At 68.6% G+C, this 17055-nt stretch carries 18 protein-coding genes; 5 read left to right on the forward strand and 13 right to left on the reverse strand.

Features of this window, described 5'->3' with window-relative positions; genetic code table 11:
• The 6 genes from mutM to ASF80_RS03345 all read right to left on the reverse strand — a co-directional run.
• A partial coding sequence (mutM, locus tag ASF80_RS03320) for a bifunctional DNA-formamidopyrimidine glycosylase/DNA-(apurinic or apyrimidinic site) lyase (RefSeq protein ID WP_235559866.1) occupies positions 1-724 on the reverse strand: 724 nt, incomplete at its 3' end.
• On the reverse strand, positions 717-1409 hold the full coding sequence (rnc, locus tag ASF80_RS03325; protein WP_056307969.1) for a ribonuclease III: 693 nt from the start codon (positions 1407-1409) through the stop codon (positions 717-719). The genes mutM and rnc, both read right to left, overlap by 8 nt.
• Before the next feature lie 17 nt (positions 1410-1426).
• Positions 1427-1636 (reverse strand): 50S ribosomal protein L32, encoded by a 210-nt coding sequence (gene rpmF, locus ASF80_RS03330; protein WP_028502695.1) that lies wholly within the window; start codon positions 1634-1636, stop codon positions 1427-1429.
• A 2-nt stretch (positions 1637-1638) separates the two neighbouring features.
• Complete coding sequence (locus ASF80_RS03335) at positions 1639-2187, reverse strand: YceD family protein (RefSeq protein ID WP_056307971.1); 549 nt, start codon at positions 2185-2187, stop codon at positions 1639-1641.
• Positions 2188-2270: 83 nt separating this feature from the next.
• Complete coding sequence (coaD, locus tag ASF80_RS03340; protein WP_056307973.1) at positions 2271-2768, reverse strand: pantetheine-phosphate adenylyltransferase; 498 nt, start codon at positions 2766-2768, stop codon at positions 2271-2273.
• 30 nt (positions 2769-2798) lie between these two features.
• Complete coding sequence (locus ASF80_RS03345; protein ID WP_056307975.1) at positions 2799-4973, reverse strand: ATP-dependent DNA helicase RecG; 2175 nt, start codon at positions 4971-4973, stop codon at positions 2799-2801.
• A gap of 61 nt (positions 4974-5034) precedes the next feature.
• Here ASF80_RS03345 and rsmD point away from each other — a divergent pair, with 61 nt between their 5' ends.
• Positions 5035-5637 carry a 16S rRNA (guanine(966)-N(2))-methyltransferase RsmD gene (gene rsmD / locus ASF80_RS03350; RefSeq protein WP_056307977.1) on the forward strand — a complete coding sequence of 201 codons (603 nt, stop codon included), beginning with the start codon at positions 5035-5037 and terminating at the stop codon, positions 5635-5637.
• Here rsmD and thiL read toward each other — a convergent pair.
• Positions 5607-6602 (reverse strand): thiamine-phosphate kinase, encoded by a 996-nt coding sequence (gene thiL, locus ASF80_RS03355; protein WP_056307979.1) that lies wholly within the window; start codon positions 6600-6602, stop codon positions 5607-5609. The genes rsmD and thiL overlap by 31 nt on opposite strands.
• A gap of 23 nt (positions 6603-6625) precedes the next feature.
• Between thiL and ASF80_RS03360 the strand changes: the two genes are divergently transcribed.
• A complete protein-coding gene (locus ASF80_RS03360; protein ID WP_056307981.1) occupies positions 6626-7120 on the forward strand; it encodes a DUF3515 family protein in 495 nt (164 codons plus the stop codon).
• Between the two features lie 77 nt (positions 7121-7197).
• On the forward strand, positions 7198-7836 hold the full coding sequence (locus ASF80_RS03365; RefSeq protein WP_056307982.1) for a hypothetical protein: 639 nt from the start codon (positions 7198-7200) through the stop codon (positions 7834-7836).
• Positions 7837-7887: 51 nt separating this feature from the next.
• Here the strand turns inward: ASF80_RS03365 and ASF80_RS03370 are convergent, their stop codons facing one another.
• The 6 genes from ASF80_RS03370 to leuC all read right to left on the reverse strand — a co-directional run bounded on the left by ASF80_RS03370 (position 7888) and on the right by leuC (position 14246).
• The gene (locus tag ASF80_RS03370) at positions 7888-8970 is read right to left on the reverse strand and encodes a D-alanine--D-alanine ligase family protein (protein WP_056307984.1); all 1083 of its coding nucleotides are present in this window, start codon (positions 8968-8970) and stop codon (positions 7888-7890) included.
• Entirely contained in the window at positions 8876-10009 is a 1134-nt protein-coding gene (locus ASF80_RS03375; RefSeq protein WP_056307985.1) for an NAD(P)H-dependent glycerol-3-phosphate dehydrogenase, read from the reverse strand. Before ASF80_RS03375 ends, ASF80_RS03370 begins: the two co-directional genes overlap by 95 nt.
• Complete coding sequence (locus ASF80_RS03380) at positions 9999-10754, reverse strand: lysophospholipid acyltransferase family protein (RefSeq protein ID WP_056311723.1); 756 nt, start codon at positions 10752-10754, stop codon at positions 9999-10001. Before ASF80_RS03380 ends, ASF80_RS03375 begins: the two co-directional genes overlap by 11 nt.
• A gap of 5 nt (positions 10755-10759) precedes the next feature.
• Positions 10760-12127 (reverse strand): UDP-N-acetylglucosamine 1-carboxyvinyltransferase, encoded by a 1368-nt coding sequence (gene murA / locus ASF80_RS03385; protein ID WP_056307987.1) that lies wholly within the window; start codon positions 12125-12127, stop codon positions 10760-10762.
• A gap of 65 nt (positions 12128-12192) precedes the next feature.
• Complete coding sequence (leuD, locus tag ASF80_RS03390) at positions 12193-12792, reverse strand: 3-isopropylmalate dehydratase small subunit (RefSeq protein WP_056307989.1); 600 nt, start codon at positions 12790-12792, stop codon at positions 12193-12195.
• Between the two features lie 2 nt (positions 12793-12794).
• Positions 12795-14246 carry a 3-isopropylmalate dehydratase large subunit gene (gene leuC, locus ASF80_RS03395; RefSeq protein ID WP_056307991.1) on the reverse strand — a complete coding sequence of 484 codons (1452 nt, stop codon included), beginning with the start codon at positions 14244-14246 and terminating at the stop codon, positions 12795-12797.
• A gap of 187 nt (positions 14247-14433) precedes the next feature.
• Between leuC and ASF80_RS03400 the strand changes: the two genes are divergently transcribed.
• Entirely contained in the window at positions 14434-15729 is a 1296-nt protein-coding gene (locus tag ASF80_RS03400; protein WP_056307993.1) for an O-acetylhomoserine aminocarboxypropyltransferase/cysteine synthase family protein, read from the forward strand.
• On the forward strand, positions 15726-17039 hold the full coding sequence (locus tag ASF80_RS03405) for an LLM class flavin-dependent oxidoreductase (protein ID WP_056307995.1): 1314 nt from the start codon (positions 15726-15728) through the stop codon (positions 17037-17039). The genes ASF80_RS03400 and ASF80_RS03405 overlap by 4 nt, the downstream gene beginning before the upstream one ends.
• The last annotated feature ends 16 nt before the right edge of the window (positions 17040-17055 follow it).

Consider the following 17055-nt stretch of genomic DNA (forward strand, 5'->3'; position numbering starts at 1 on the left):
GACCGTTCACGTTGACGTACTGGGCGTCGAAGCTGGTGCCGCCCTCGGCGAGGGCCTTGGCGAGGACCTTTCGGACCTCGCCGAGGAGGCGCTTCGCCGCCTGCGCGGAGAGCGAGCTCGCCGGCGTCTCCGGATGGATGCGCGCCGCCCAGAGCGACTCGTCTGCATAGATGTTGCCGACGCCGCTGATGACCCGCTGGTCGAGGAGCACCCGCTTGATCGCGCTCCCACGCCGCCTCAGCGCGAGGAGGAACACGGTGTCGTCGAAGTGGGGGTCCATCGGGTCGCGAGCGATGTGCGCGACCTGCGTGGGCACCGGTGTCGGCCCGTCGAGCACGAGCCGGTCGACCGCGAGCGAACCGAACGTGCGCTGGTCGGCGAAGACGATCGCGAGCTCACCGTGACGAGGATGCTCGATGTTCATCCGGATCCGCTCGTGCCGCTCTGCAGCAGCATCCGGAGCGCGGAGCAGCATCTGACCGCTCATCCCGAGGTGCGCGATCAGAGCGGAGTCATCGAAATCGAGCGGAAGCCAGAGGAACTTGCCTCGACGGGAGGCATCGGTGAAGGTTCGCCCTTCGAGACGGGCGACGAAGTCGGCAGGCCCCGCAGCATGGCGCGTCAGCGCCCGCTCGTCGAGGACGGTGACCGCGGTGATGACGGAACCGATCGCGGCAGGAGCGAGTCCGGCACGGACGACTTCGACCTCAGGGAGCTCAGGCACGCTCGTTGAGGAAGCGCCAGGCGCTGAGCGCCGCCGCCATCTCGGCCGTCTTCTTGCTGCTGCCTTTGCCGGACATCGCGACGTCGCCGACCGCGACGGTGGCGACGAAACGGCGATCGTGGTCGGGGCCGCTCGCCTCGATCGAGTATGCGGGCGGGGTCGCTCCGAGCTTCGCGGCCAACTCCTGAAGACTCGTCTTCGGGTCCATGGCCGCGCCGTACCGCTCGGGGTCAGCGAGCAGCGGCTCGGTGAGTCGCAGCACGAGGTCGGTGGCGGCATCGGGACCTGCCGACAGGTAGGTCGCGCCGATCACCGCTTCCATCGTGTCCGCGAGGATCGAGTCCTTGTTTCGGCCGCCGGTCTGCTCTTCTCCGCGCCCGAGCAGCAGATGGCTGCCCAGATCGAGGCCTCGAGCGACCTCCGCGAGAGCGACCGTCGACACGACGCTCGCGCGTCGTTTGGCGAGTTCGCCCTCGTCGAGACCGGGATGGGTCGTGAAGAGCATCACGGTCACGGCCTGGCCGAGAACGGAGTCTCCGAGGAACTCGAGACGTTCGTTATGCGGGATCCCGCCGTGCTCGTACGCGTAGGAGCGATGGGTGAGCGCCAACTCCAGAAGCTCCGCGTCGATATCGACGCGGAGCTTCTCTGGGAGAGGTCTCGTCCCCCCAGGGACCTTCGTCACAGTCGTGAAGTCGCGACTCAGACGTCGGCGACCTTGCGACCCTTGTACTCGAGGAACAGCTCGGTGCCCTGCGAGTCGGTGACGACCTTCGCCTGGTGAGGACGGCTGTAGACGACCTGTCCGTTCTCGATCGTCTTGACGAGCGCGATGGGCGCCGCCTTCCACTGCGCACGGCGCGAGCGGGTGTTCGAACGGGATACCTTGCGCTTCGGGGGGTTACCAGCCATGACTAGCTCTCTTCTTTCTCGACGGCACGAGATTCTTCCGTGCCGTCTTGGTCTGTGATGTTCTGGAGCGCACTCCACCGAGGATCGATGGGAGCGGCCTGCTCCGTTCCGGTGCTCGCGGTCAGTCTCTCGCCCGTTTCCGGGTCGAGCCCGGGGCAATCCGGCTGACACACCGGCTGAAATGGAAGCGACAACACGGCCGCATCCCTGACTAGAGTTTCAAGATCCACGTGGTCGTCTTGAACCTCGAAGTCAGTTTCTTCCTCACCAGGATACGCGAAAAGCTCCTGGAACTCGACTTCGACGGGCCGAGCGATGTCGATCAGGCATCTTCCGCAAACTCCGGAGTACTCCGCATCGGCCGTTCCGGACACCAGGATGCCCTCATGGACCGACTCCAGACGCACGTCCAGGTCGAGCTCGGATCCTGCTTCAAACGCCACGATCCCCTCACCCCACGCTTCGCGCAGGGTCACGGAGAACTCATGCTCGCGCATCTCGCCGGGCTTGCGGACGATGTCGCGGACGGGGAGGACGAAAGGGCCACTCATTCGGGAACGCACCCCGCAATGGTACCGGCTCTGCGTCGTGCGGGGCTGGTTCCGCCCTGTGCGCGATGCCTCAGCGGGAAAGGTCAGATGCCGCGCGCGCCAGTGTCGAGGAAAGCCGCGACCGCAGGCGGGACGAACGGTGAGACATCGCCGCCGAGCCCCGCGACCTGACGCACCAGCGAGCTCGACACGAGCGCATGCGCGGGATCGGGCAGCAGGAAGACGGTCTCGATGTCGGCGAGGTGACGGTTGACGATCGCCATCGGCGATTCGTATGCCACGTCGATCTGCGAACGGATCCCCTTGACCAGGACCCCTGCACCGACGTCTCGCGCGTAGTCGACCAGCAGGCCCATGCTCCAGGAGCCCACGACGACGTTGTCGCCGATGCCCTCTTCGGCGATCGACTGCTCGATCAGCGACATCCGCTGCGCGATCGGCAGCATCGCCTCCTTGCCCGGGTTGTGCACGACGAGCACATGGAGCTCGTCATACAGCTTGGCCGCACGACGGATGACGTCGAGGTGACCAAGGGTCGGCGGGTCGAAGGAACCCGGGACGACGGCGATCCGGCTGCTCATGCCACCAGCCTAGGCCACGTCGTCTGCAGGTCAGTTCTTCGCCAGGGCCGCACGGTCGTCGTCGCTCACCCGTCGCTCGATCGCCGATCGCAGGCCGGTATTCGCCTCGAGATCCGGATCGGCGGCGAGGATCCCTTCGGCCAGTTCGCGCGCCCTGACGATCAGACCGGAGTCCTTCACCACGCGGAGCAGTTTGAGGGACGAGCGGACGCCTGCCTGGGCCGAACCGAGCACGTCGCCTTCACCGCGCAGATCGAGATCGACCTCGGCCAGGGCGAAGCCGTCGAGGGTGGCAGCCACCGCATCGACCCTGTCGCGTGCCACGGACCCGGCTTCGGCCTCGGTGACGAGCAGGCACAGGCCGGGGACGCCCCCTCGACCGACACGGCCGCGCAGCTGGTGCAGCTGCGACACTCCGAATCGATCCGCGTCGAGCACGATCATCGTCGAGGCGTTGGGAACGTCGACGCCGACCTCGATCACGGTCGTCGCGATCAGCAGGTCGATCTCGCCGCGGGCGAAGGCCTGCATGATCGCGTCCTTCTCGTCCGACGGCATGCGCCCGTGCAGGACGGCCCTTCGCAGAGCGCCCAGCTTCGGGTGCGTCGCGAGCGCCTCGTCGAGCTGCACCACGCCCCACCGGGGACCGGATGCGCCCTCGGGCTGGACGAGTGGCTGCTCCCCCGCCTCCGCCGTCTTCTTCGTCGTGTCGATCGCCGCGCACACCGCGAACACCTGGCGTCCCTGAGCGATCTCCTCGGCCGCGCGCTCCCACACCCTGTTGAACCATCCCGGGTGCTCGGCCAACGGAGCGACGAAGGACTCGATCCCCGCTCGCCCCTTGGGCATCGTCCGGATGACCGAGGTGTCGAGGTCTCCGAAGACGGTCATGGCCACGGTGCGCGGGATCGGTGTCGCGGTGAGCACGAGCGCATGCGGGCTCGACCCCTTGGCCCGCAGCGCTTCACGCTGCTCGACTCCGAACCGGTGCTGCTCGTCGACGACCACGAGACCGAGGTCGGCGAAGGTCGTCTTCTCGCCGAGCAGCGCGTGGGTGCCGACGACGATCAGCGCCTGACCCGACGCCACTCGGAGCGCGGCTTTGCGGCGCTCCGCCGCCGGCATCTGGCCCGTCAACAGTGTCGGCATGACCAGCGGGCCCAGCTGCGGTCCGAGCATCTTCGCGATCGACCGCAGATGCTGCCCTGCGAGCACCTCGGTGGGCGCGATCAGAGCGGCCTGTCCCCCGGACTCGGCGACCTGCAGCATGGCCCGCAGCGCGACCAGGGTCTTTCCCGAGCCGACCTCACCCTGGACGAGCCGGTTCATAGGCCAGGATCCGACGAGGTCCTCGGCGACCTGCGCTCCGACCGTCTGCTGGTCCGGGGTGAGTTCGTAGGGCAGCGAGGCGTCGAATCGTTCGAGCAGCCCGCCGGGCGTGGCCGGTCTAGCCGTGGCCGAGAGCGCCCTGACGGCATCGCGCTGCTGCAGGAGCGCCGTCTGCAGCGTGAGCGCCTCGTGCATGCGCAGCGTGCGGACGGCAGGATCTATGTCGTTGCGCGTCTGAGGACGGTGGATCTGCTCGAGCGCCTCGCGCGCGGTCAACAGCTCCTCCCGGGCACGCACCTCCGCGGTCAGCGGCTCAGGCACCTCCCCGAGTCCGTCGAGCACGCGCGTGATGAACTTCGCGATCTGCCAGGTCTGCAGGCTCGCCGTGGCCGGGTAGATGGGTATCAGCACGGCAGCCCGAGCATCGGCCCGACGCCGTGCGGCATCCTCGTCGTCGAAGAGCTCGTACTCGGGGTGCGCGAACTGCGTCATGCCGTTGAACTCGCCGACCTTGCCCGAGAAGACTCCTCGGCGCCCGACGGCGAGGTCTTCCGAACGCCATTTGGCCGCCCCCAGGTTCTTCGCGAAGAAGGTGAGGGACATCTTGCCGATGCCGTCGCCGATGACGACGTCGACCATGGCACCCCGGCGATTGCGCATCGCCCTGGCGCTGGAGGACAGCACCTCGGCGACGATCGTCACCGTCTCACCGAGAGGGAGTTCGCGGATCGGGGTCAGCTCGCCGGGGTCGGCGTACCGCCGCGGATAGTGCGAGATCAGATCGCCGACGGTCTTCATGCGGAACGCCCGGTCGAGGGTCTTCGCAGGGGTGACGCCGAGCGCCTCCTCCAGAGACGAATCGAGCGTGAGCGACATGCTCCGAGTCTAGAAGGCCGCACGGACACGGCGTGCGCCGCAGCTGTCGTATCGTGAACGGGTGACGAGGATCATCGCCGGCAAGGCACGAGGAGCGCGACTCGACGTGCCGCACACGGGCACACGACCGACCAGCGACCGCGTGCGCGAGTCCCTCTTCGGAGCGCTGGAGTCGATGGATGCGATCGCCGGAGCGCGCGTCCTCGACCTCTACGCCGGTTCGGGCGCGCTCGGCCTGGAGACTCTCAGCCGGGGAGCTGCCAGTGCCGACCTCGTCGAGAAGGGCCGTGAGGCGGCGGCCGTCGTACGCCGCAACGCCGCAGTGCTCGCCAAAGCCGGTCTGCCCACGGCGCGAGTGCATCAGAGTGCGGTACGAGCCTTTCTGCAGCATGCGACGGGGCCGTACGACCTCGTGTTCTCCGACCCGCCATACGACCTCGACGACGACGCGATGACCGCCGACCTCGTGGCTCTCGCTCCACTGCTCTCCCCCGACGCTCTGGTGGTCGTCGAGCGGGCGCGCCGCTCCACGCCGCCCGATCTCGTCGCGGCCGGGCTCGAACTGATCCGCGAGAAGGCGTACGGCGACACGACGCTGTGGTGGGCTGAGCCCGCACAGGCCACCGACGGCACTCAGCCCGACGTCGAGTCCCAGTCCCGATAGGGGTCCCAGCCGGACACATCGGCGGGAGCACCGTCGACCAGCAGATCATGGTCGCCCTGCGGACTGACCGCACCGATGATCCGGAAACCCGGCGGCAGCACTCCGGGCGGGAACGTCGCGAGCAGGGCATGGTCCTCACCGCCGGCGAGGGCACGCAGCGGATCTCCGCCGAGCGAAGCGCCGTCCAGGGCGATCGTGACCTCGGATGCCGCGGCCATCCGCCGCGCATCGAGAGCGAGGCCGTCGGAGATGTCCATCATCGCGGTGGCGCCTGCCGTGGCGGCGAACGGGCCGAGACCGATGGGCGGTGACGGCCTCAACTGCGCATCGAGGGCGGCTCTCTCCCCCGGGGCCAGCGCATCGGCATCCACAGTCACCGGCTTGTCTCCGTCGCGGAACCTGCCGAAGAGCACCGAGAGTCCGTGAGCTGCGTGGCCGAGCTCTCCCGCGACCGCCACGACATCGCCGATGCGCGCTCCGGAGCGGGTGACGGGCTGCCGTCCTTCGAGGTCGCCGAGCGCCGTGACGGCGACGGTGAGCACGTCGGACACCGTCAGATCGCCTCCGACGACCGCGCACCCGGGAGCGAGAGCGGCGCACGCCTCGCGGAACCCGTCGGCGAGCCGTTCGACGAACGAGAGCCGAAGGTCGCGAGGAACGGCCAGCGCCACGAGCAGAGCCGTCGGTCGAGCGCCCATCGCTGCGACATCGGCGAGGTTCACCGCGGCGGCCTTCCAGCCGAGGTCGTACCCCGACGACCACGCGAGTCGGAAGTCCGGTCCATGCACGAGAGTGTCCGTCGTCGCGACCACGGAACCCGACGGGGTTGCGATCACCGCCGCGTCGTCTCCGGGGCCGATGAGCGTGTGCGTGGCCTGCGCGGTCCGCGCGAGGATCGCGCGGAGTATCTCCCCCTCGGACAGTTCGCCGAGGGTCGGATCATCATCACGAGGTCGGGAGGGCATGCAGTCAAAGGTAGCCTGGAAGCATGCCCCGTTCTCGCCGTCTCGCCGTCGTCGCGGGCTCGCTGGCCCTCGTCGCGGCTCTCTCCGGATGCTCCACCACCGTCCATCTGGAGCCGGCAGACGACGCGAACAATCCCGCGTGCGCCGAGGTCGCAGTCCTGCTCCCGGATGCCGTCGGGGACCTCGACCGCGTCTGGACCGACGCCCAGGCGACCGGGGCGTGGGGAGATCCGACCGTGGTGCTCCGCTGCGGCGTCGAGCCCCCAGCGCCGTCCACCGAGGTGTGCACCACGATCGGCAGCGTCGACTGGCTCGTCCTCGACCAGGAAGAGGAGCGCCAGCGTCTGGTGACCTACGGTCGCGACCCCGCGGTCGAGGTGATCATCCGGCGCGGTGAGGAGATCGACTTCCGCACCGTCGTCGAGAGTCTCTCCACCAGCATCCAGTCCGGTCTCGAGCCCGCCACCGCGCGCTGTACGGACCGGGTTCCCACGGCCGACGAGTCCGACGAGGGCTGAGCGGACTCCACGCGGCGAACCGACGACGCGCGGAGCGTGCCGCTCAGGCACTGCCGAGAGGCCCCTAGACTCGCCGCATGAACACCGACCCCTCACGCAGAACCTCCGTCGTCGCAGCGATCCTGGTCGGGGTGGGGGCGCTGCTGAGCAGCTTCATCACCTATCTCACCCTGTTGTGGGGGCTTCCGAACGTCCCCCGCCTGTTCATCCTGCAGGATCCCATCGGCTTCGCGCTGCGCCCGAACGCGCAGCCCATGGCCCTCGTAGCGATGTTCGTCGCACTTCTCGTCCTGACAGGACTGACGTGGATCTTCGTGCGTTCTGTCACGCGTGCCGCGCTGCCGGGCCGGGGCGCCGCCGTCTTCTTCGGCACCTGGGGTGCTGTGATCGTCGCGGCCGCCATCGCCGGGGCCGCACGCGCGCCGCTCGTGGTCATCGCGCTGAGGCTCCCCACGGAGCAGGCGGAGTACGCGATGACACAGTACTACCAGATCGCCACGGCAGGTGTGTCGTGGGGACTCACCTGGGGCTGGCTGGCCGCGCTCATCGTCGCCCTGATCCATCGAGCGGCGCCCGCTCCGACAGTGCTCGACCGGACCGCACAGGTCGCAGCGACCGGCCACGCGGCGCCGGGGTCCTACGCGTACCCGCCGCAAGCGGGCCCGGCTGCGCCGACGAACGGCACGTACCCGCCTCAGCCGCCGCACGAAGGCTAGTCGACGCGCCTCCTTACGCGGCGTGGCGGCTGACGGCCGCCACGCCGGAGCTCAGCGGCGGAGTCCCGCCTCGATCAGCTCGGAGATCAGGTCGCCGTAGCTGAGGCCCGACGCGACCCAGCACTTCGGGAACATCGAGATCGGCGTGAACCCCGGCATGGTGTTCAGCTCGTTGACGACGAGTTCGCCCGACGGCGTGAGGAACATGTCCACCCGGGCGAGGCCACGGCCGTCCACGGCCTCGAACGCGCGGATCGCGGCGTCCTGGATCGCGGCGATCTCGGATTCCGCGAGCTCGGCTGGGCACACCACATCGACGCCGTCGCCGCCGAGGTACTTGCCTTCGAAGTCGTAGAACCCGCGTGAGGTGAGCACGATCTCGCCGGGGAGCGACGCGCGCACGCCGTCTGCGCCCTCGAGCACGGCGACCTCGATCTCGCGGCCCACCACACCGGTCTCGATCAGGACCTTGTCGTCCTCGGCGAAAGCGATCGCAAGAGCGGCATCGAGCTCGTCGGGCTGTTCGACCTTCGAGACGCCGACGCTCGATCCGGCCCTCGCGGGCTTGACGAACAGAGGCAGTCCGAGCTCCGCGGCAGCAGCCCGGACGGCGGCCGCGTCCTGCTCCCACTGCCGCGCACGAACCGTCAGTCCGGCGGCCACGGAGAGCCCCGCGGCACGCAGCGCGATCTTCATGAAGTGCTTGTCCATGCACAGCGCCGAGTCGAGCACGCCGCCGCCGGCGTAGGGAACCTCGAGCGTGTCGAAGTACCCCTGGATCGTGCCGTCCTCACCGTGCGGACCGTGCAGGATGGGCAGCACGATGTCGATCTCGCCGAAGCTCTCGGTTCCGCCGTCGGGGCGCACCACTCGCAAGGTCCGGTCTCCGCCGGGCTCGGGCCAGAGCACTCGAGTTCCGTTGTCCGCCACCTCGGGAAGATGTGCGGCATCCAGCGGGAACTTCGCAGGGTCGTCGTCTTCGAGGACGAACGCACCCTCGCGCGTGATCCCCACGGGGATCACCGCGTAGCGGTCGCGATCAATCGCGCCCAGCACTCCGCCCGCCGTTGCGGAACTGATCGAATGCTCGCTGGAGCGCCCTCCGAAGAGCACCACCACCGTCTGCTTGTCCATGGTTGGTCCTCTCACCCTGGGGGGTGTCGTCGTCCGTCGTCAGGTGGGGTGCGATGTCGCGCGGGTTCATCTTCCCGTCGAGCACCATCTTCACCTGTTCGACGATGGGCATGTCCACCTCGGACTCGCGGGCGAGCTGCAGCACCGGCGCGACGGACGCGAGGCCCTCAGCGGTCTGCTGCATCTGCTTCACGACGTCCTGGAAGCTGTATCCCTGGCCGAGCAGGCGCCCGGCGGTGTTGTTTCGGCTGAGCGGCGACTGGCAGGTCGCGATGAGGTCACCGAGGCCCGCGAGACCCTGCAGCGTCTCGGGGTGGGCGCCGTTCGCGACCGCGAAATCCGTCATCTCTACAAGACCGCGCGTGATGATCGACGCCTTGGTGTTCTCGCCGTATCCGACGCCGTCGACGATCCCGATCGCGACGGCGATGAGGTTCTTCAGCACCCCTCCGAACTCCGTGCCGATGACGTCGGTGTTCACGAAGGTGCGGAAGTAGCTGTTTCGCGCGGCTCTGGCGACCTCTTCGGCCGTCTCCTGACTGCGGGAGGAGATCACGGCGGCCGTCGGCTGCTCGCGTGCGATCTCGAGGGCGAGGTTCGGTCCCGACGCGACGGCGATGCGGTCGGGGTCGCAGCGCAGCTCCTGTTCGATCACCTGGCTCATGCGGAGACCGGTGGTGCGTTCGACGCCCTTCATCAGGCTGACGATCTTGGTGTCGCTGTCGTCGAGCAGCGGGCGCAGAGCCTTCAGGTTCTCGCGCAGTGACTGGCTCGGGACCGAGAGGTAGACCTGGTCGACGTCGCGCATGGCGATCGCGAGCTCGTGCGTCGCCGCCATGGTCCGAGGCAGGTTGATCCCCGGCAGGTAGCGGGAATTCCGTTTGGCCTCGTCGATCTCGTGGGCGAGCTCGGCACGGCGCGCCCACATCGTGACCTGCGCCCCACCGTCGGCGAGGATCTTCCCGAATGTGGTGCCCCAGCTGCCTGCGCCGATGACGGCGACCCGTGGGCCCGTGGCGACGTTGCGTTTAGGAGTCAAGGCGACCCGTCTCCTTCTGTCCGTGCGATGCCGGATTCCAACGCTCGGCCGGAGCCTTCTCGTCGCGCAGCTCCTCGAGGAGCGCGGTGATCGCGTTCATCAGGCGGGTCGTGGCTTCGTTCAGTGCCGATGCCTCTCCGGCGCGGCCGCGGAGGTCGGAGACATCGATCGGATCGCCGATGACCACGTTCACCCTCTTGCGCAGGGGCCACAGGCTGAGGCCCTTCTGGTAGCGGCCCATGATCTCCTGGGTGCCCCAGTGAGCCATCGGGATCAGCGGGATGCCGTCGGCCAGCGCGAGCCGGACGGCACCGGACTTACCGCGCATCGGCCACATGTCGGGATCACGCGTGAGCGTCCCCTCGGGGTACACGATGACACCCCTGCCGTGTTCGACGAGCTCGGCGGACTGCTTGAGAGTCTGCTTCGCCGCGGATGCCGACGAGGAACGCGCCACCGGGATCATGCCCGTGCGGCGCAGCACCCACCCGAGCACGGGGACCTTGAACAGGCTCTCCTTCGCCATGAACCGCGGCGCACGCCCGATCCGCCACACCGCGAGGGCGACGATCAGCGGATCGAACTCCGAGTAGTGGTTCGGCGCGAGGACGAAGGCGCCCTCGCGCGGGAGCTTGTCAGCGCCGGTGACACGGACCTTCGCCAGCAGCGACACCGCCGGGACGACGATCGCCGCGACGGGCCAGAACAGGCTCGGTCGCGTGGTCTCCGTCGAGCGGGAACCCATCGGCGTCACCGGATGACGTCGAAGTCGGCGCCCACGGCATCGAGCTTGGCGAGGAACTTCTCGTATCCGCGGCTGAGGATGTCGACTCCGGACACCCTCGACTCGCCCTCGGCGGTCAGCGCCGCGATCACGTGGCTGTACCCGCCGCGGAGGTCCGGCACGACGATGTCTGCGGCGTGCAGCGGGGTCGGTCCGGTGATGACGGCGGCCTGCTCGAGGTCCCGGCGCGGAACGCGTCGGGCTCCGTCCTGCAGTCCGCGGGGGTGCACGACGATGTCCGCGCCCATCTTGACGAGCGCCTCGGTGAAGCCCAGACGGTTCTCGTAGACCGTCTCGTGCACGACCGAGCGGCCCTTGGCCTGAGTGAGAGCCACGACGAGAGGCTGCTGCCAGTCGGTCATGAATCCGGGGTGCACGTCGGTCTCGACGATGACGGGCTTGAGCTCCCCGTCGCGACGGAACAGGATTCCGTCCTCCTGGATGTCGAACCATCCGCCGGCCTTGCGGAACACGTTGAGGAACGTGAGCATCTCCTGCTGCTTCGCCCCGCCGACGAAGATCTCGCCGTCCGTGGCGAGTGCGGCGGACGCCCACGATGCGGCTTCATTGCGGTCGAAGATCGAGCGGTGGTCGTATCCCCGAAGCGTCTCGACGCCCTCGATGAGGATGACGCGGTTCGGCTCGTACGAGATGATCGCGCCCATCTTCTGCAGCACCGCGATCAGGTCCATGATCTCGGGCTCGATGGCGGCGTTGCGAAGCTCCGTGGTGCCCTCGGCGCGGACGGCGGTGAGCAGCACCTGCTCGGTCGCTCCGACACTCGGGTACGGGAGGTGGATGTTCGCGCCGTGCAGTCGGGCCCCACCGGTCGAGAGGCGGATCCCACTGGGCAGCTTCTCGACGATGGCGCCGAACTTGCGGAGCGCATCCAGATGGAAGTCGATGGGACGGTCGCCGATGCGGCATCCGCCCAGGTCGGGGATGAACGCCTGACCGAGACGGTGCAGCAGCGGTCCGCAGAAGAGGATCGGGATGCGAGACGCGCCGGCGTGGGCGTCGATCTCCTCGAAGTGGGCGGACTCGACGTCGCTCGGGTCGAAGACGAGTGCACCGGGCTCATCGCCGTCGGAGACGCGTACGCCGTGGACCTCGAGCAGCGAACGGACGACCGCGACGTCGCTGATGGCCGGAACGTCGCGCAGCACGCTGACGGTCTCGCCGAGCAGGGAGGCCACCATCGCCTTGGTCGCGAGGTTCTTCGCGCCCTTGACGTCGACGCGACCGCGCAGCGGGCGCCCTCCGCGAATGGCGAGGACGTCTCCGGTGAGTGGGGGAACTCCGTCCGGAAGAGCGTCGCGCACAGGTGTCGTCATTCGGAGCCTCACTTCATTCAACGGAATTCGGGGCGGGGTCGCCCTCGGCTCCCCCGCCCCGCCGTTCACTGCTGAACGGGAAGGGTCCGGGGCCGCCACGACTCGCGACGGGCCTCGAACTGCGCGATCTTGTCTTCATTGCGCAGCGTGAGCCCGATGTCATCGAGCCCTTCGAGGAGCCGCCATCTAGTGTAATCGTCGATCCCGATGTCAGCCTGGATCTCACCGATCGACGCGGTGCGCGCCTCGAGGTCGACGGTGATGGATGCCCCGGGATTCCGGTCGATCTCGGCCCAGATCCGCTCGAGATCCTCTTCAGAGATCGTCGCTGCGAGGAGCCCCTGCTTGCCCGAGTTGCCCCGGAAGATGTCTGCGAAACGCGGGCTCAGGACCACCGAGAAGCCGAAGTCGCGCAGCGCCCAGACGGCATGCTCGCGGCTCGATCCGGTTCCGAAATCGGGGCCCGCGACCAGGACGGAAGCGCCCTGGAAGACGGGCTGGTTGAGCACGAACTCCGGATCCTGGCGCCAGCCGTGGAACAGCGCGTCCTCGAATCCGGTCTTCGTGACCCGCTTGAGGAACACCGCGGGGATGATCTGGTCGGTGTCGACGTTCGAGCGCTTCAGCGGAGCGGCGATACCGGTGTGGGTGGTGAACTTCTCCATGGTCAGACCTCCGCCATCTCGTTCAGGTCGCTGGGGCTCGAGAGGGTGCCCCGGATCGCGGTCGCCGCGGCGACCAGCGGCGACACCAGGTGCGTGCGCCCGCCCTTGCCCTGTCGACCCTCGAAGTTTCGGTTGGAGGTCGACGCGCAGCGTTCCCCCGGAGCGAGCTGATCGGGGTTCATCCCGAGACACATCGAGCAGCCGGCGAATCGCCACTCGGCGCCGAAGTCCTTGATGATCTTGTCGAGCCCTTCGGCCTCCGCCTCCAACCGCACACGGGCAGAGCCGGGTACGACCATGACGCGGACGCCGTCAGCCTTCTTCTTGCCTTCGACGATCGATGCGAAAGCGCGGAGGTCCTCGATGCGACTGTTCGTGCACGAGCCCATGAAGACGGCGTCGACCGGAACCTCCTTGAGAGGCGTGCCCGGTGTCAGATCCATGTACTCGAGGGCCCGCTCGGCTGCCGCACGCTCGTTGGCGTCGACGATCTCGGCGGGGTCGGGGACGGCTGCGGAGAGGGAGCTGCCCTGACCTGGGTTCGTTCCCCAGGTCACGAACGGCTCGAGCTCGTCGGCGTCGATGAAGACCTCGGCGTCGAACGTCGCCCCCTCGTCGGTGGGGAGCGTACGCCAGTACGCGACGGCGTCGTCCCAGTCCTGACCCTTGGGCGCGTGCGGGCGTCCCTTCAGGTACTCGAAGGTCGTCTCGTCGGGCGCGACCATGCCTGCGCGGGCGCCGGCCTCGATCGACATGTTGCAGATCGTCATCCGGCCCTCCATCGACAGCGCGCGGATCGCGCTGCCGCGGAACTCCAGGACGTAGCCCTGACCGCCGCCGGTGGTGATCTTCGCGATGACCGCGAGGATGATGTCCTTCGCCGTGACCCCGGGACGCAGCGCGCCGTCGACGTTGATCGCCATCGTCTTGAACGGCTTCAGCGGCAGCGTCTGGGTCGCCATCACGTGCTCGACCTCGCTCGTGCCGATGCCGAACGCCATGGCCCCGAAAGCGCCGTGGGTGGACGTGTGCGAGTCGCCGCAGACGACGGTGATGCCCGGCATCGTGAGTCCGAGCTGCGGGCCGACGACGTGCACGATGCCCTGCTCGGCGTCACCGAGCGAGTGCAGACGCACGCCGAACTCGGCGGCGTTGCGGCGCAGAGTCTCGATCTGCGTGCGACTCGTGAGATCCGCGATGGGCTTGTCGATGTCCCAGGTCGGGGTGTTGTGGTCCTCGGTGGCGATCGTGAGATCGAGCCGACGCAGGGGGCGATCCTCGGAGCGCAGGCCGTCGAAGGCCTGCGGGCTCGTCACCTCGTGCACGAGGTGCAGGTCGATGTAGATGAGGTCCGGCTCGCCGTTCTCGCCCTTGACGACGAGATGGTCGTCCCAGACCTTCTCGGCGAGGGTCCTGCGGCGTGCGGGAGCAGAGTCTGCTGCGGGCATGTTCATTGCGTTTCTCCTGAAGCTGGCGGTTCGGCCCACGTTGGACTCCGCGACGAGGAGGGGCTCAGAACGAGGTCTCGTCGCGGCCGCTAAGAAGGAGCACGATCCGCATGACGTCAGATTACCACCGCTTCAGCGCGCCGAGTCGCCGCGTGACACGCTACTGTCACCCGCACCTTCGAGAGGCATCCGTATGACCGACGACACCACCGGCTTCGCCACCAGGGCCGTCCACGCCGCCAGGAATCAGGGTGCCGCCTCGTCTCGGGCGACCCCCATCTACTTGACCGCGGGCTTCGAGTTCGACGATTTCGATCACGCGGCGAACCACTTCGGCACGGGTGCGGGGTTCGGCTACACGCGCACCGGCAATCCCACGATCCACGCGGTCGAGCGCCAGCTCGCCGCGCTCGAGTCCGGAGCGGACGCGGTTCTCGTCGCCAGCGGCCAGGCAGCGGTCGTCACCGCGCTCCTGACGGTGGCAGGAGCAGGCGACCACATCGTTTCGTCGACGCATATCTACGAGGGCACCCGCGGGCTCCTGCTCGACAATCTCGCCCGCCTCGGCATCGACGCCACGTTCATCGACGACATCGGCGACCCCGAGGCATGGCGCCAGGCCATCCGCCCGAACACCAGAGCGCTGTTCGCCGAGTCGATCGCGAACGCCCGAAACGACATCCTCGACATAGCGGCCGTGAGTGCCGTCGCGGACGACGCGGCGATCCCGCTCATCGTCGACAACACCCTCGCCACGCCTTTCCTCGTGCGTCCTCTGGAGCACGGTGCCGCAATCGTGGTGCACTCCGCCTCGAAGTTCCTCGCCGGCCACGGCTCCGTCCTCGGCGGCGTCATCGTCGACGACGGACGCTTCGACGCCGAGAAGGCCGGCCACAACGCGCCGCACCTCGTGCTCCCCGGGCGCGGGGGCCTTCCGAGCGTCGCCTCCCGGCACGGCGGCAAGGCCCGCATCGCCTATGCGCGCGAATCCGTGGCACCGCGCTTCGGGGCGTCGCCGTCTCCTCTCAACGCCTTCCTGATCGGGCAGGGCGCCGAGACGCTCGGTCTGCGGGTCGAGCGCCAGTCCCGCAACGCCCTCGAGGTCGCACGGTGGCTGGCGGCACAGGATGCCGTCGAGAGCGTCGACTACGTGGGCCTCGAGACCCACCCCGATCACGCGCTCGCCCAGAAGTACCTGCACGGCGGCCACGGCTCGATCTTCACGTTCACGCTCCGCGGCGGACTCGACGCGGCGCGCGACTTCGTCGAGAGCGTCGACGTCTTCACGCACATGACCCACATCGGCGATGTGCGCTCGCTCGTGTTGCATCCCGGGACGACGAGCCACGCGCACCGCACGCAGGAGGAGCGGGACCTCCTGGGCGTCAGGCCCGGGACTCTGCGCCTCTCTATCGGGATCGAGGACGTCGCCGACCTCATCTCGGATCTCACCCGTGTGCTCGAGCCCGCACGGGAGGCCGTCGCATGAGCAGGCCCCAGCACTTCGGCTGGTTCCTGGCGCGCGGCTTCGGACCGCAGGGCTGGGGATACCCGTCGCTGGACTGGGACTATGACTGGACCCGTCCCGAGATCTACCAGGAGGCTGCTCGGACACTCGAGCAGGCCGGGTTCGACCTCGTCATCATCGAGGATGCGCCCTCTCTCGGTTCCGCGGAAACGATCGATCTGCGTGTGCGGCACGCGTTCGGCGGCCCGAAGCACGATCCGCTCCTCCTCGCTCCCTATCTCTTCCAGGCAACCCGCCATCTCGGGGTCGTGCCGACCGTCAACCCCGCGGCATACCTGCCGTACACCGCAGCCAGGCAGTTCTCGACGCTGCAGCACCTCAGCGATCACCGGCTCGGGCTCAACGTCGTCACCGACACCGGAAGCGCGCGTCATTTCTCCGCAGCGGACCAGCTCGGCCACGACGCCGCCTACGACCGCGCCGAGGAATGGCTCGACGGCATCCGATCGCTCTGGCGCAGCTGGGGCGAGGGCGCGCTCGTGCAGGACCGCGAGACGGGGGTGTTCGCCGACGGATCCAAGCTGCACGCCGTCAGGCACCGCGGCGAGCACTTCGCGTTCGACGGCCCCCTGAACGCCGTCCCCTTCACCGGTGGCGAACCGGCGATCGTCTCCCCCGGCGGCTCTGGCCGCGGACTCGGATTCGCGGGCGCCAACTCGGACGTGCAGCTCGCACTCGCGCCGCTGGACGAGACCTCGGTCCGCGCCTACCGGGCGAAGATCCATGAGGCGGCGATCGCTGCGGGCCGCTCCCCCGCCGACATCACCATCCTGTTCGCGATCCAGCCGGTCATCACATCGTCGCCGGAAGAGGCGGATCGCATCGTCGCGGCATCCGCCCATCCCGACGACGCGGCCCTCGTGCAGATCGCTCGCAAGCAGTCGAGCGATCTCGAGACCGATCTGACGGCGCTCGACCTCGATCGGCCGCTGGACCTGTCGATCTTCGGAGAGCACGTCTCGCAGGGCAGCATCCGGCGGCTGATCGGCGACCGCGGGGACGATGCCCCGCTGCGCGCGCATCTGACGGCTCTCGCTCGCACCGGTCGGATCGCCGACCGGTCGGGGTTCGTCGGAACGGCCGAGGAGTTCGCCGACCTCATCGAGGAGCTCGGCGACTGGGGCAACGACGGCGTGCTCCTGTGGGGCGACTTCCATCCCGTGTCTCTGCACCGCACGCTCGACGAGCTCGTGCCGGTGCTTCGTCGCCGTGGCCTTCTGCGCCGTGAGTATGTCGATGGCGGACTGCAGGCGAATCTGCGCGCGTTCTGAGCGAGCGGCGCCACCG

Source organism: Microbacterium sp. Leaf159 (assembly GCF_001423615.1).
Classification (GTDB): Bacteria; Actinomycetota; Actinomycetes; order Actinomycetales; family Microbacteriaceae; genus Microbacterium.

Excerpts from the sequence above, each read along its gene's own strand:
- rpmF (WP_028502695.1), bottom strand. The coding sequence starts at position 1,636 with ATGGCTGGTAACCCCCCGAAGCGCAAGGTATCCCGTTCGAACACCCGC.
- ASF80_RS03335 (WP_056307971.1), bottom strand. The coding sequence starts at position 2,187 with ATGAGTGGCCCTTTCGTCCTCCCCGTCCGCGACATCGTCCGCAAGCCC.
- coaD (WP_056307973.1), bottom strand. The coding sequence starts at position 2,768 with ATGAGCAGCCGGATCGCCGTCGTCCCGGGTTCCTTCGACCCGCCGACC.
- ASF80_RS03345 (WP_056307975.1), bottom strand. The coding sequence starts at position 4,973 with ATGTCGCTCACGCTCGATTCGTCTCTGGAGGAGGCGCTCGGCGTCACC.
- thiL (WP_056307979.1), bottom strand. The coding sequence starts at position 6,602 with ATGCCCTCCCGACCTCGTGATGATGATCCGACCCTCGGCGAACTGTCC.
- ASF80_RS03360 (WP_056307981.1), top strand. The coding sequence starts at position 6,626 with ATGCCCCGTTCTCGCCGTCTCGCCGTCGTCGCGGGCTCGCTGGCCCTC.
- ASF80_RS03365 (WP_056307982.1), top strand. The coding sequence starts at position 7,198 with ATGAACACCGACCCCTCACGCAGAACCTCCGTCGTCGCAGCGATCCTG.
- ASF80_RS03370 (WP_056307984.1), bottom strand. The coding sequence starts at position 8,970 with ATGGACAAGCAGACGGTGGTGGTGCTCTTCGGAGGGCGCTCCAGCGAG.
- ASF80_RS03380 (WP_056311723.1), bottom strand. The coding sequence starts at position 10,754 with ATGGGTTCCCGCTCGACGGAGACCACGCGACCGAGCCTGTTCTGGCCC.
- murA (WP_056307987.1), bottom strand. The coding sequence starts at position 12,127 with ATGACGACACCTGTGCGCGACGCTCTTCCGGACGGAGTTCCCCCACTC.
- leuD (WP_056307989.1), bottom strand. The coding sequence starts at position 12,792 with ATGGAGAAGTTCACCACCCACACCGGTATCGCCGCTCCGCTGAAGCGC.
- leuC (WP_056307991.1), bottom strand. The coding sequence starts at position 14,246 with ATGAACATGCCCGCAGCAGACTCTGCTCCCGCACGCCGCAGGACCCTC.
- ASF80_RS03400 (WP_056307993.1), top strand. The coding sequence starts at position 14,434 with ATGACCGACGACACCACCGGCTTCGCCACCAGGGCCGTCCACGCCGCC.
- ASF80_RS03405 (WP_056307995.1), top strand. The coding sequence starts at position 15,726 with ATGAGCAGGCCCCAGCACTTCGGCTGGTTCCTGGCGCGCGGCTTCGGA.